Raw genomic sequence first — 13,328 nt, 5'->3', positions numbered from 1 at the left:
GTGCCCTTGAAGAAACATTATTCAAAGGGATTGGGGCTGTAGTCAAATTCGGTTTCGCCGCGTGAGTTGTGGACGGCTTCTAGACATTCTTGGAAGTCGTCGCCTGACCAAGTGCCGATTGTCTTGAGGTGAGCGAGGAAGGATTTAGCAGATGCAATCGAAGGTTTGGTGGAGAGAGATGTCACGAAGGTGAGGGCTTCAGCAAGCCTTGTGCTGGGCAAAGCTTCGATTGCTTGGAGGAGTTGTTCTTTGATGGTCATAATGGTGTGCGGGGGTTCTTGACTTATGGGCGATCGCTCTTTCATTTTAGGCGATCGGTCATCAGAAACAAGAAAGGGCGATCGGTCTTGATGCGCTATCGGGCGATCGCACTTCCACGTTGATCTAAACTGGAAGCTTGGTCTTGAGGTGTACAAGGTCTTCAAGCTGTTCACGAAAGACTCTAACTCGCTCAAACAAGGTTTTTCCAGTGTCTACTAAAGCTTTGGGAGGAGCACTGACTTCTAGATTGGCGATACGCCCCTTAATTGCCATCCGAGCATAGAAAAAACGCCATCTTTGCCTGTTAATCTGCACCACAAACCAGAGCAAATCGTTGAGGCTCATCTTGTACTTGGGCAACAAAACCCGAACTGAACTGCCACCGTTGCCCCTTGCCATAAATGACCAGGGCTGTAACGCTGCTTTGCCAAAAGCAGTAATCGTGATGCCGCCTTGCTCAAACACCTCCTCTGGAACAGGATCAATCAAGCTGATAATGCTGTTGGTCGAGTCACCACTACTTATATAGGGAATCGCGCCTTCAATGTAATTTTTTTCACCTATCGAGCGTCCATTCTTAATGTCGAAGTATTTGGAAAGTGTTCCATGAGTTCCATAAGGTAATTCATTACCGTCATCCTCTTCATCTGCAACCCCAAAATCTTCAAGAACAACATCAGCCAAGTCTGGCATCAAAGTCACCGCTTCAAAGATGCCGCGCATAGCTTCACTTCGTAAACGTTCAAATTCGCGTTCTGAGAGTTTAGGTTGAGGTAGCCATTGTTGTGGACTCCACTCGATATTGCTCATGGGAGAATGTCACATCCTTCTACGACTGTGACTAATTCAGAAATCACCGTTTGACCTTTCATAAAAACATGAAATTGGTTGACAATCTCATCAATCTGATTGCCTGCTCGTTCCACACGCTTACCCTTAAGCTTTTCATATCCATCATTCCAAATTCGCGCCATGAATATTTTGTCAGTTGAGGCAAGAGGTACATGAGCTTCAGCAACCATGATCGAGGTTGGTGCAGCAGTCGGGTAAAATAAGTCTTCAGGAAGGCTAATCATGGCGAGGAGTTTATGTTTGAGTAGAAAACGTTGTCGCCATGCGTTGTGATCCATATCGGCGAAAATTCCAGCATATACAACTACAGTCAATAATCCACCTGGTTCTAGTGCATCCATTGCTCGGTCAACAAATAGATACTCCGGCTCCTCGTCTTGGGAAAACGGCGGGTTTAGAAACGCTCTAGTGCATCTACGATTTACAATCGAGAATATATTTTCGTCAAAGCAGCTTTCGTTATAAATATGACTTTTACCATCTCCTCGAAAGAACATATTGAGCATCGAAAGCGCCCAAACAGTCGGATTAGTATCAAAACCAATAATTGAATCTTTGACCTTCTCAATTTCAGCAGCACTACGAGCTTGTTGCATCATGGCATCAAATGCAGCAACGAGAAAACCGCCTGTACCCGCAGCAATATCAATAATCCGATCTCGTACACTAACTCCAACTAATTCGGCACACATCCGCGTAATATGTCGTGGTGTGAAAACAATTCCCAGGGCATTGTTATCATAGCCATAACGCAAAAATGCTTCATAGAACATTCCCAAAAAATCAGCATCCGTTTGTATGACTGAGCGAACATTGAGGCGTTTTAGTGTATTGACTACTCGACCAATATAAGGAGAAAGGCGATTAAAATCTGCCCCGGATAAACGAAGAGCATCTTTGAGTCGTTGTTTATTTTTATCTGGTAATTTGTGGGCGCCATTAATAGCACTTTCAGCTAGTGTATTAACTGAGGATAACGCATTAGTAGGAGTTGTATCAATTTGTCCCTGGTACATAGCCAAAACTAAAGCACCAATCACTTTAGGACGAAGTGGAGCTTCTATTTTCGCAGTGCGTAGAATACGACTTGTTTCAATTGCGGCATCAACAAACTCAGCTTGTGATGGTACACTAACTTTTGTTGAGCCATTATCGGTTTTCAGCGCAATTTCAATTTCTGCTTTGGTTGGAAAAGTAGTTAGGGCGAAGCCATGTGAAGTGAGAGAAATCCATCCCTGATGAGTCAAAAAAGAAACACTGATCTCAAACCCTTTATCTTCTTCTCCCGCAGCACCAACCGCTACTTTGATACTGTATTTACCTGTTGCATTGATTTTTTCAGCGTAATCCTCTGCTTCCTTTTGTGCTTGTTTTAGTTTACCTGCTTCGTTTTTTGCCTCGACAATAATCGTGGGATCACTTACCAAACAGAAAAGAAAGTCCGGGCGTTCGCCTTGAAGACCAATATTATGGAAATAAGCCTCAATTTCTTGCTCCTCTAAAACATCTCCTCCGCTACTAACGTGACGCAGATCCCAACCACGACGTTCAGCTTCACGCCGAACATAATAACGACAACGATTTTCCGATCTTCGATTTTGTTTTGGAGCCATGCACTGTTAACAAGCTAACTATTAATGAGAACGCAACTGCGCTCTAACACACTGTTACAAGGTATAAAACTGCAAGCGTTAAATATCTCAATTTACGCTTTAATACTTCTCCTATTTTCCTTGGCAATCAAAGCTTTGTCTAGCCAAAAATGCTGGATTTTGTTGGCAATTTTGTTGGCTACTCCAACTCGCCTTATGTAAAAAATGTTTGTAAATGCCAGAAAATGTTGGAAAATGTTAGGTATAATACGGAAAATCACAACATCCACCATACTGCATGAATCTTAAGGAAGTGTTAAAAATGGCTGACGAGATGGTGTTTGCCAAAACCGGTCAGCACCTCGATAACTTACAAGAGGCAATTCTGCGAGGTACCATGCAAGGTGAAAAATACACCAAAATTGCCGATGATATTCACTGTAACGAAAGTTATGTGAGGGATGTTGGCTCAAAGTTATGGCCGATACTTTCAGAAGAGTTGGGAGAAGATGTTAATAAAAAGAATTTCCGATCGGCAATAGAGAGATTGCAATTCTCCTTATTCTCATCAAATGTTGCACAAGACTCTGTGCAAATTAGGAATATTAGTTTTTGTGGAGAAGGTAGACACCCGCCAGATATACCAAACTCACACCCACCAAATCAGGAAACAGCTAACGCAAAACCAACCAAAACTTTACATCAAGATTTAAGCGAGATGCCGGAGTTGGGTAATTTCTACGATCGCACCCACGAACTCCAAACCCTCACAACCTGGATTCTACAACAAAACTGCCGCCTCATCACCCTCACCGGTATCAGCGGCATCGGCAAAACATCCCTAGCAGTACAACTCGTACAACAAATCAAAAACGAGTTTGAGTACGCAGTTTGGTACACACTAGACGAATTCCCCACCATAGATAAATTGCAATCCAACCTAACACAGCTTTTTTCCCAGTCAGAAAACCCTGATTCATCCGCAACAAACCAGAAACCCTTACCGCTGATTAAATATTTACAAAACCATCGCTGTTTAATAGTCTTAGATGACATTCACAACCTTTTCTGTAGTGGCGAATTGGCAGGAAAATATAAACCAAAATACGAAGAATATCGCTCCCTATTCAAACAAATAGAAAAATTATCCCATCAAAGTTGCTTTCTGCTAGTCGGTTGGGAACCGCCGAAAGAAGTTCCTCAACTCACCAGCGAAAATACTCCCATTCGTACCTTACAACTCACTGGCTTAGACACCGCAGCCGCAGGAGAAATTCTCAGAGATAAAGGATTAGTAGAAATCGATAACTGCGAAGCACTCATTCACCGCTACCAAGGCAACCCCTTCTGGTTAAAAAGCGTGGCGACTTTGATTCAAGAGTTGGGAATCGGCGCGACTGAGGTATTAATAGATGATACCATATTGTTACCCGAAGATTTGAAAGATGTTTTACAACAGCAGTACGATCGCACTTCCGAACTCGAAAAACAAGTCATGTCATTGTTGGCGACAGAAAACCAGCCAGTCAACGTCGCCACATTGCTACAAAATGCACAAAGATCATCATCCGATTTGCTAAACGCCTTGCAATCTCTATCACGGCGCTGCTTGATCGAAAAACAGGAAAGTCTTTACACTTTGCCACCTGTACTAAAGCAGTATATCAAAACTAGACGATCGCACTTAACAAACATCGACAGTGAATAAACATTTCAAACAACACCGCTTGTCAACTCTTGTTTCCTCAAATTCGGCAACAATGCCAAAACATCCAAATACCACCACCAACGCTGAGGTGTAATCTCCTCAAATTTGCGCTTCTGCATTAAATCCACAAATCTCGACAACTCCTCATAAAACTCCCTTGCTTGTTCAACTAACCGTCGATCTGCATTTGCTAATACACCTTTCTCTTCCTCACTCAGTTGAGATTCAACTTTTGCCAACTCATCTCTAAGTTGCAACATTTCTAAATGTTCAGCCCCACTCACATCAGGAAATTCAACCATTACACAATAGTTTTTTACCAAAGTATTCATAACAAATCCTTAACTAAACCTACATAAATAAACATTGAATTAGCCAGGTAGCTTTCCGGTTCCTTTGGAGGAAAAGCCGTTTCTAAAACTCCATCCAAGCCCATCATTACCAGCCATATTGTGTTATTTACACTGCTGGTAACTGTCGGATAAAACGTTTTTCCGTAGACATACACATAAACTTTAGCATCAGCATTCCTAACAATAAAACTGATAAGTCTATTATATTCTTCAAGGGTCGCGTCCGGCCCTAAATGGCCTAAATTAATCCTTTTGAGTAAATGAGACATTGCTTTTCCAGGTTTCCAGAGAATTCCGTCTCTCACCCGCTCAATTGCCTGCACAACCTCTAATTGCCTACCTTCGTCAAAAATCAACTTTAACCTTATCTGAGAAAAACTGAACTGCAAACAAATATATCATAACCTATTGGGCATTATGGCAAAATTGCTACAAAACGGACAAATATCATCATCAGATTTGCTAAACGCCTTGCAATCTCTATCGCGGCGCTGTGCGAGCGAAAAACAGGAAAGTCTTTACACTTTGCCACCTGTACTGAAGCAATATATCAAAGGGTTGTAACGGAGATGTCGCACCAATATCAATAAGGGGCTTTTTCGTGGGTGGGGGCGGGTTTACGAGATTGTTCGTTTTAGGCAATTATTGTTGGTGAACCCGCCCCTACAAATTTTTGACAGAGGGTAAGATTTCAGTTATACCCAATCCGGCTTAAACACCTCCTTTATTTCTTAGTCTGCAGAGGCAGACTTTGTTTGACAAGAAGCGGTTTCAACCGCCCCATCATAAAGAGTGGTGACTGTGCTATCATAGAATACAAAACTTATTGAGTCGAGTTATATGACCACAATAACTACAGTCACAACAGCCTCAAAACTCGCTGATTACTACCTCTGGTTCGCGAATGATGTAGGCTCCTATCTCAGCAACCACAAGCTACAAAAACTATTGTACTACGCCCAAGCATGGTATTTAGCCTTTGAGGATACACCGCTTTTTGATGAAGATTTTGAAGCTTGGGTGCACGGGCCGACTATCCCGGCTTTATTTTATGAATACAAAGAACAATTTGACTGGAAGCCAATTCTGAAAGAAGTCGAAAAACCAGAGTTTCCCAAAGAAGTACAAGAGTTTTTAGACGAGTTATCCGACGAGTATTTCTTTTGCGATGCCTATGAGTTAGAATTGATGGTGCGCCGTGAAGACCCTTGGATTAAGGCTAGAGGGAATTTGCCAAAAGATGAACCTTCTCGTGCTATTATTACCAAGGAATTAATGAGAGAATTTTACAAAACCCGTGTCATCGAAGAAAATTAAAAAAGCAGATATACGCCGCCAGCCATCTTTATCTAGCATCAATCGTCTGGATGTAAAAATACCGGAAGGAATTAGTTTTTCTTTCCGGTATTATCAGGATGATAAAGATAAGTTTTCCATTGGCGGTAGAGATGCTAAGTATCTAGCATCTCTATTGAGAAGGCTGCGCGATTTGTCACAATTGAATGCTCAAGAAATTATCAATAATCAGAGTAAAAGTCTGCGCTGTCATGGCAGAGTTTGGAAAAATACTACTCAACCTAATGGCTTTGGCATTCCCAATGAAGACGAGCTAGTAAATGTTCCCTACCAGTTTCAAATATCTGCTAATGAATACGGCAGGGTGCATGGCTTTTTTAGTGAAAATGTTTTTTATATTGTCTGGCTAGACCCAGACCACAATCTTTACAGTTGAAATTATGATAAATTTTGAAAAAAACACAATATTCCACATTCCCGACAACTTCGGCGAAATTGGAAATCTAAAAAAAGAACGTTACTCATCAGTCATTTTCAGGACTTACGCATCAAAGCCAAAGAAACCGGGTTTTTCAGGGAATCTGTGGCTGCGACCAAATATTCTCGCAAAAAACCCGGTTTCTGGGACACCATGCGTCCAGGACTAATTTTAAGAAAATTTTGCATAGAGAGCTGAAATAAAATTCACGCTTAAAAAGCCTACTCCTAGTACGAGAATGATAAAGATGGCGATACTGAAAATAGACTTTAGCCGATCGCCAATTCCGGGTTTTTCTGAATTCATTGGTCAATTTTTACAGTAAATTGGAGAGGGGCAATTGAGAAAGAGTAGATTATACCAATGCGCGAACAAAAAGGCAACTCCCGACAAGCTCCAAACGACGATCGCCCTGAGTAGGTCGCATTTTTTAACTTTTAATCTAAAATCTAAAATCTAAAATAGTCTTAGGCATTTTTCGGTGAGCCTGGGCAGCCCGAAGTCGATCGCCCGAACCCGATCGCGCTAACTCCTGTAAAATAGAGGGCGCGTGGGGGCGAAGCTTTTAACAGCCGAAATTAGGGGCGATCGCCACAGGCTCCCAAATACATAATAATATGTCAGTCATCCTTAACTTACTCACAAAGGTAAAAATAGAAGAGTGCCAAGAAATAATCTAAAACATATAACTGAAAAAAGGATAGAAATCGATGCTCCACCCAGTCTCGCAACCTTACCCACAACGAGCAAATACTATGACCCAAAGAGCCGTGCGGAAGCCAAAACCCTCTGTTGCAAACCACTTGAGACCAAGTTTTCCTCAAAGGCACTGGCTGGAGATGGCAGAGTACGCCTCTCTGGCGGCCTCTGGTGTGGGTTCCCTGGCGGTGGCAGTGTCGGGTCAAGCTTTTTACGGGGTTGCTCCCCTAACTTTGGCTTTGTCGCTGAATGTTGCTAACCGGTATCGGTTCGAGCAGCAAGTGCGGGTGCATCAAAATTCGGAAATGGCCCAAGTCCAAAAGTCTGTCAATAAAGTCGAAAAAACGGCGGTGACGGTAATTGTTAAATTACGCAAGCAGTTGTCTGCAGATATTGCAGCGCTGCGCCAGCAAATGGCTGCACTACCTAGGCATGAGGCTGTTGAGGAGTCGATCGATATTCAGCGGCAGTTACTGAGTTTAGGAGAGTCGGTAGCTTCTTTGCAAGAAATCGTGGCGTCTGCTGTGCTCGATGTCCGCCAGCAGGTGAGCGAACAACTGCAAGATTTATCGGTTGGCCAACGGGCGAATCTCCAAGCTGTGGAACAGGCTATAGAGCAACTGCAAAGTGCGACGCAAGGCTTGGCAGAAACTTCTATCACCAGAGACGACTGGGAAGTAGTAAATACTAGATTTTTGGAAATCCAGAAAGTCATGGCCAATTTGCAAAGCCAACTGCAAGCTCCCGCACACCAATCGAGTGCGGATTTGTCGATTGTCCAAGCTCAAATCCACCGTTTGGAACACGAGCAGCAAGAAGTTGTCAAACCTCACCTCAAGCGCTTAATCTCAGTTGTCAAGGAGTTGCAGCACACACCAGAGAACCGTCAGTAGTCATTAGTCAGCAGTCATTAGTCATCAGTCAGAAGGAATACTTTTGCCCTCGGACACGCTCGACACTCTCCGACTCTCCGACTCACGCCCGATCGAGTCCTACTTTTTCGACAACTGTGTTAAAAGATTAAAAGCTAATCTGTCTAGTTCAACTGTTTTCAACCTGTTACAAGAAAAATCAATGACTGCAACCGTAACTATTGCTGATAACCCGTTACTAATCGGTCAAGGATTGCCCCCATTTGACGCGATCGAACCACAACACGTAGTCCCCGCCATCACCCAACTGCTGACCGAACTAGAAGCCTCGCTAGCTGCCTTAGAAGCCTCTGTAGAGCCGACTTGGAGCGGCTTAGTAGAACCATTGCAGCGACTCGGAGAGCGTTTAAATTGGAGCTGGAGCATTGTCGGACATTTGATGGGCGTGAAAAATAGCCCGGAACTGCGATCGGCTCACGAAACAGTGCAGCCGGAAGTAGTAAAATTTTGGAGCAAGCTCAGTCAAAGCAAACCGCTTTATGAAGCTTTTAAAGCGCTGCGGGCAAGCGAAAATTGGGACAGCTTAGAGTCAGCTCAAAAGCGAATTGTCGAAGCCGCTCTCCGAGACGCCCAACTCTCCGGCGTCGGTTTAGAAGGCGAGCAAAAAGATCGTTTTAATGCCATTCAATTAGAATTGGCCGAAATTACTACCCAGTTTTCTAATCACGTCCTCGACGCTACCAAAGCATTCAGCATCACCCTCACAAACAAAGACGAAATTGACGGTTTGCCACCGAGTTTGTTGAGTTTAGCAGCTCAAGCCGCTCGCAGCGCGGGCGAAGAAAATGCGGATGCCGAAAACGGCCCTTGGCGGATTACTTTAGACTTTCCGAGTTACGGCCCTTTCATGCAGCACAGCACCCGCAGTGACTTGCGCGAAAAGTTGTACAAAGCTTTTATCGGCAGAGCAAGTAGCGGAGAATTGAATAACTGGCCGTTGACCGATCGCATTTTAGCTTTGCGCCAGGAAAAAGCTGCTTTGGTAGGGTTTAGCAGTTATGCCGAATTGAGCTTGGCGAGCAAAATGGCTCCCGATGTTGCAGCAGTGGAAGCTTTGTTAGAAGAATTGCGTCAGGCTAGTTATGATGCTGCTGTCAAAGATTTAGAAGAATTGAAAGCTTTTGCTGCCGAAAAAGGCGCGGCGGAAGCTGGGGATTTGAAGCACTGGGATATTGGTTTTTGGTCGGAACGGCGCCGGGAAGAAAAGTTTGCTTTTAGTGCCGAAGAATTGCGGCCTTATTTTGCTTTGCCACAGGTATTAGAGGGATTATTTGGATTAGTAAAGCGGCTGTTCGGTGTGACAGTAACTGCGGCGGACGGTCAAACTCCTGTGTGGCACAAAGATGTGCGCTATTTCCAAATAGATGATGCAGCAGGAAATACGATCGCCAATTTCTATTTAGACCCCTACAGTCGCCCCGAAGAAAAGCGCGGCGGTGCTTGGATGGACGAGTGCGTGGTGCGCGCTAAATTTGTCGAAGCGGGAAAAACAACTACGCGGTTGCCGGTGGCTTATTTGGTGTGCAACCAAAGTCCTCCGGTTGACGGCAAACCGAGTTTAATGACTTTCTTGGAAGTCGAAACTTTGTTTCACGAATTCGGTCACGGTTTGCAGCATATGCTGACAACGGTAGACTATCCGGGGGCTTCGGGAATCAATAATGTTGAGTGGGATGCAGTGGAATTGCCCAGTCAATTTATGGAAAATTGGTGTTACGATCGCGCGACTTTGTTCGGGATGGCAAAGCATTACGAAACCGGGGAAACTTTGCCGGAACACTACTACCAAAAACTGCTAGCAGCGCGCCACTACATGAGCGGCACCGTCATGCTCAGGCAAGTACATTTTAGCAGCGTTGACATCGAATTGCATCACCGCTATCGATCGGGCGGCAACGAAACTGTGGCCGATGTCCGCAACCGTATCGCTAAAACTACGACTGTTTTGCCTCCTCTGGAAGAAGACGCATTTTTGTGCGCTTTCGGACACATTTTTGCGGGCGGGTATGCGGCGGGGTATTACAGTTATAAATGGGCTGAAGTGCTCAGCGCTGATGCTTTTGCGGCGTTTGAGGAAGCGGGTTTGGAAGATGAAAGTGCGATCGCATCTACAGGCAAGCGCTTCCGAGATACAGTGTTAGGATTGGGCGGCAGTTTGCACCCGATGGAAGTGTTTAAAACTTTCCGGGGACGCGAACCGAGCACTAAAGCTTTGTTGAGACACAGCGGTTTAGTTGCTGCTTAATCTGGCTTAATCTAATCTGGAATAATTGGGGATTAATGCGGGTGAATTTCTTTGCATTAATCCCTGTTTTTTTGTTGAATAAGATTTGGGCATATGCTGTATGTTTAGGGTGTTTATACAGCATATTCCATGTATATGTAGTACACACTATCTTGTAGTAAATAAGGTGCGGATACACCCATCAATCTGCAAGTTCTATTTAAAAGGTCGATAAAACTTACAGATTGACGGGTGTATCCGCACCAAACAGCAGGCGATCGCTCTTCTTGTGTGTACCACATCTACATGGAATATGCTGTATCTCAAATGAGTTCAAAAGAACCACTCTTGACACGATGATCCTTTATATCTTGCCCTTAAAGTCAAGTACAATTTATCCCAAATTAGATGAGCTTACCCTGCTGTTTCAACCCCCATACAGTCCGGAAGTAAACCCCATAGAATGACTGTCGGGCTACGTAAAAAAACATTGAAATGGTTGAGATTTGACCAAATAGAAGAGTTGAGAGCAGCGGAGAAAAAATAGTTAAATAAGTTGACGTTGGAAGTTATTGCTTCTTTGAGGGGATGGAAATTTATTTGATAGGATATCTCTGTAGCAGGACTTTAGGAAATTGGTAAGCAGTCGCGCATTTAAATTGTATATTCAGGGCGGGCAGGACGCCCATCCCACAAGACTTTGATTTTTTTTTGACATACAATTTAAAGGCCGCAACAGCTTATAAGTCGGCGCTTTAAAACGCCACTATGTAAACGATGTAAAATGTCTAAATGATCTCTACTGGCTAACTTAAGCCTATTTACATACTGTTACAGTATTCGGTTTAATCCCGCCTACCTACTTAAAACCCCTGTTAGTTTTGCCAGTTCCGGTGGAAAGGAAAATGAGTTGGTCGCTCCATTGTTTATAGTTGCTGTGGGATCTGATAGTTGCCAAGAAAATGTAACCCACTAAAGAATACTTGATAACCTATGGAACAAGTGCGATCGCCCAGTCGAGTTGGATGCTATTAAGTTTGAGAAAAACATCTAAATCTAATGACGATCGCTCGCCTCAACCATTGCCTTTACAAAACCTCCGATTTCCGTGGCTACCTTAATGAAACCTGTCTCAATCATAGGCAGAAGGATTCTTAAGGCAGTTGACTGTACGCCAAAACCATATCGGGAGCATCACATACTTGACTTTCGGTGACTGGATTAGGCCGCGTTGAGTAGGCAATAGCGTGCATATGTTTTACGCGAGCTTGAAAAGTCTTCTCAAATGTGTGCTGTTGAGCAAACTTGAGGGACTTGAACGACATCGATTTAATTTCTTCCCGGTTGTGGCTGAGTTCTGCAATTTTCTTCGCCATCTGTTTAGGCTGATTCATTGGCACAACCCATCCCGTCTCCGACATTTCTGCAATTCCCTCGAATGCTTCGTTAGCATAGCCAACAATCGGCACGCCAGCAGCCATAGTTTCTATGTAAGTACAAGAAGGATCGCCCTGCCGGTGACAGCAAACAAACAAATCAATATTGTTCTTCACAAAGGGGAAGAAATCTGTTTTAAAGTCAGGCACTCCAAGCATTTTTACACAATCATTAAGTTGATTGGCCGCTATTTGCTGGTGCATCATCTCTTCTAATTCACCAATACCACTGATGAACATTTCAAATTTCACCTTCAGTTGTTTGAGTTCTTTAGCGACCTCAAGTAAATGATCTGCTCCTTTCATCTTAATTAGGCGACCTGAGAATACTAGCCGCAGAGGCATATCTGGAGAGCGGTTTTCAGTGCGCCGTTCAATATCAGCTTCTGTTGCTAACATATCCTCGCTAATCCGCGTGTCAAAGAAAAACTGTGGATTGCGATTGATATGCTTGTATTCTTGGTAAGTAGGGGTGCCGTTGCACTGCAATCCATCTGCCATTGCGATTGCCTTGCGCTGCTTATATTCCTGAATGTAAGTCCAAATAATTCTTCGCAAACGGAGCAAGGGATTGCTCGTACTCACATTCACGATTTGTTTGCGAGTTTTCAGACTGTATTCGGAAACGTAAATACACGGTACTCCCGCTATTTTACACACTTTACTGATATGGTTCTGTCTGTATTCCGGGGCTGCCAATACCAGCGAACTCTGATGCTGATGTAGTAAAGCTGGGGTGATTTTGTCAAAAGAAATTATTTCCAGTTTGAATGGCAATTCATCAAGTTTGAATATTTTTGAATCTATCTGGTCGTTGTCTTTTTTCGTTTCTTCCATCATCACCGTAATAGATCCCGACCAATACTCGGCTAACTCACCAACTGCTTCAATCAATTTGCGGGTGAGTAAAACTTCACCGTTTGGCAAAAGCTTTACTTTGAGTGGCTGTACGATAGTCAGATTGTTGTTAGTAAGCATAGGTTAGGGACTCCCTGATTGTAAGTTTTTACGGTTGATGCGGTAGTGAATCTTTGCTGTTCTTGGCAAGGGCTGTTTATCAATATAACAGACATTTACCGAATTTTAATTTCGCCGCCTGATACGAGAAGCATTTCAGACTCGGTTTCGGAGATATCTAATACTTAAGATTGATTCAGCAACTGGATTAGACCTTTATTATTTAATGGGAGGTCTGTTTGATATGTAGCAATCATCTGCGATCTACGTATAAGTGTCAATAATCTTTTCCGAGCTTTACTAAATCTTTATAGTTTAGGGGTAAATTATAAAGAAAAGTGCAATTTTAGGGTGAATTTGGTTAAAGCAATGGCTGTTCTAAGTATTTTTACTTAAGTAAAATCATCTAACTAGCAAGAATGAGCGCGAGTTGCGAATACGGCGATCTCAATGCTTTAAGTAAGTCGATGGGAAAAAACGCCCCTAGGTAAACGAGGGCAAAGTCTCCAAATGCTCTCTAATGGCTGACTTAAACCTGTT

12 protein-coding genes and 1 pseudogene are annotated in these 13,328 nt (G+C 43.4%); 6 read left to right on the top strand and 7 right to left on the bottom strand.

From position 1 onward, the window contains the following. Positions 1–17: 17 nt before the first annotated feature. From QT984_RS18890 to QT984_RS18880, 3 genes are all read right to left on the bottom strand, one after another. Entirely contained in the window at positions 18–305 is a 288-nt protein-coding gene (locus QT984_RS18890) for a hypothetical protein (RefSeq protein ID WP_333374644.1), read from the bottom strand. Positions 306–384: 79 nt separating this feature from the next. Then, a complete protein-coding gene (locus QT984_RS18885; protein ID WP_194011529.1) occupies positions 385–1,071 on the bottom strand; it encodes a hypothetical protein in 687 nt (228 codons plus the stop codon). Continuing rightward, positions 1,068–2,726 (bottom strand): HsdM family class I SAM-dependent methyltransferase, encoded by a 1,659-nt coding sequence (locus tag QT984_RS18880; protein ID WP_194011528.1) that lies wholly within the window; start codon positions 2,724–2,726, stop codon positions 1,068–1,070. Before QT984_RS18880 ends, QT984_RS18885 begins: the two co-directional genes overlap by 4 nt. 277 nt (positions 2,727–3,003) lie before the next feature. Here QT984_RS18880 and QT984_RS18875 point away from each other — a divergent pair, with 277 nt between their 5' ends. Further along, positions 3,004–4,413: an ATP-binding protein gene (locus QT984_RS18875; protein ID WP_333055917.1), complete on the top strand. Its 1,410-nt coding sequence runs from the start codon at positions 3,004–3,006 to the stop codon at positions 4,411–4,413. A 5-nt stretch (positions 4,414–4,418) separates the two neighbouring features. Here the strand turns inward: QT984_RS18875 and QT984_RS18870 are convergent, their stop codons facing one another. Continuing rightward, a complete protein-coding gene (locus tag QT984_RS18870) occupies positions 4,419–4,715 on the bottom strand; it encodes a hypothetical protein (RefSeq protein WP_333374641.1) in 297 nt (98 codons plus the stop codon). Between the two features lie 26 nt (positions 4,716–4,741). After that, the gene (locus tag QT984_RS18865; protein WP_333374639.1) at positions 4,742–5,155 is read right to left on the bottom strand and encodes a hypothetical protein; all 414 of its coding nucleotides are present in this window, start codon (positions 5,153–5,155) and stop codon (positions 4,742–4,744) included. A 28-nt stretch (positions 5,156–5,183) separates the two neighbouring features. Between QT984_RS18865 and QT984_RS18860 the strand changes: the two are divergent. The 3 genes and pseudogenes from QT984_RS18860 to QT984_RS18850 all read left to right on the top strand — a co-directional run. Then, positions 5,184–5,330: pseudogene (locus QT984_RS18860) on the top strand (ATPase); the annotation flags it as partial. A 276-nt stretch (positions 5,331–5,606) separates the two neighbouring features. After that, complete coding sequence (locus QT984_RS18855) at positions 5,607–6,083, top strand: type II toxin-antitoxin system antitoxin SocA domain-containing protein (RefSeq protein ID WP_333271446.1); 477 nt, start codon at positions 5,607–5,609, stop codon at positions 6,081–6,083. Then, positions 6,064–6,498, top strand: coding sequence for a hypothetical protein (locus QT984_RS18850; RefSeq protein WP_333271450.1), 435 nt, complete (start codon positions 6,064–6,066; stop codon positions 6,496–6,498). The genes QT984_RS18855 and QT984_RS18850 overlap by 20 nt, the downstream gene beginning before the upstream one ends. Before the next feature lie 98 nt (positions 6,499–6,596). Here QT984_RS18850 and QT984_RS18845 read toward each other — a convergent pair whose 3' ends face one another. Further along, positions 6,597–6,728 (bottom strand): hypothetical protein, encoded by a 132-nt coding sequence (locus tag QT984_RS18845; protein ID WP_333055924.1) that lies wholly within the window; start codon positions 6,726–6,728, stop codon positions 6,597–6,599. Between the two features lie 567 nt (positions 6,729–7,295). On the opposite strand from QT984_RS18845, the gene QT984_RS18840 reads away from it, so the two are divergent. Together QT984_RS18840 and QT984_RS18835 are read left to right on the top strand one after the other, a co-directional pair. Continuing rightward, positions 7,296–8,132, top strand: coding sequence for a hypothetical protein (locus tag QT984_RS18840; RefSeq protein WP_333055925.1), 837 nt, complete (start codon positions 7,296–7,298; stop codon positions 8,130–8,132). 181 nt (positions 8,133–8,313) lie between these two features. Then, positions 8,314–10,416 (top strand): M3 family metallopeptidase, encoded by a 2,103-nt coding sequence (locus QT984_RS18835; RefSeq protein WP_333055926.1) that lies wholly within the window; start codon positions 8,314–8,316, stop codon positions 10,414–10,416. Positions 10,417–11,549: 1,133 nt separating this feature from the next. Here the strand turns inward: QT984_RS18835 and QT984_RS18830 are convergent. Further along, positions 11,550–12,809: a glycosyltransferase gene (locus QT984_RS18830; RefSeq protein ID WP_333055928.1), complete on the bottom strand. Its 1,260-nt coding sequence runs from the start codon at positions 12,807–12,809 to the stop codon at positions 11,550–11,552. Between the last annotated feature and the right edge of the window lie 519 nt (positions 12,810–13,328).

Source organism: Microcoleus sp. Z1_B2 (assembly GCF_036700325.1).
GTDB lineage: Bacteria > Cyanobacteriota > Cyanobacteriia > Cyanobacteriales > Microcoleaceae > Microcoleus.
Note: the sequence above shows the minus strand (reverse complement) of the source record. Positions and strands in the feature narration are given on the sequence as shown.

Bases quoted from the DNA above. Each gene is read 5' to 3' on its own strand.
- QT984_RS18890 (WP_333374644.1), bottom strand. From the start codon at position 305: ATGAAAGAGCGATCGCCCATAAGTCAAGAACCCCCGCACACCATTATG.
- QT984_RS18885 (WP_194011529.1), bottom strand. From the start codon at position 1,071: ATGAGCAATATCGAGTGGAGTCCACAACAATGGCTACCTCAACCTAAA.
- QT984_RS18880 (WP_194011528.1), bottom strand. From the start codon at position 2,726: ATGGCTCCAAAACAAAATCGAAGATCGGAAAATCGTTGTCGTTATTAT.
- QT984_RS18875 (WP_333055917.1), top strand. From the start codon at position 3,004: ATGAATCTTAAGGAAGTGTTAAAAATGGCTGACGAGATGGTGTTTGCC.
- QT984_RS18870 (WP_333374641.1), bottom strand. From the start codon at position 4,715: ATGGTTGAATTTCCTGATGTGAGTGGGGCTGAACATTTAGAAATGTTG.
- QT984_RS18855 (WP_333271446.1), top strand. From the start codon at position 5,607: ATGACCACAATAACTACAGTCACAACAGCCTCAAAACTCGCTGATTAC.
- QT984_RS18845 (WP_333055924.1), bottom strand. From the start codon at position 6,728: ATGCAAAATTTTCTTAAAATTAGTCCTGGACGCATGGTGTCCCAGAAA.
- QT984_RS18840 (WP_333055925.1), top strand. From the start codon at position 7,296: ATGACCCAAAGAGCCGTGCGGAAGCCAAAACCCTCTGTTGCAAACCAC.
- QT984_RS18835 (WP_333055926.1), top strand. From the start codon at position 8,314: ATGACTGCAACCGTAACTATTGCTGATAACCCGTTACTAATCGGTCAA.
- QT984_RS18830 (WP_333055928.1), bottom strand. From the start codon at position 12,809: ATGCTTACTAACAACAATCTGACTATCGTACAGCCACTCAAAGTAAAG.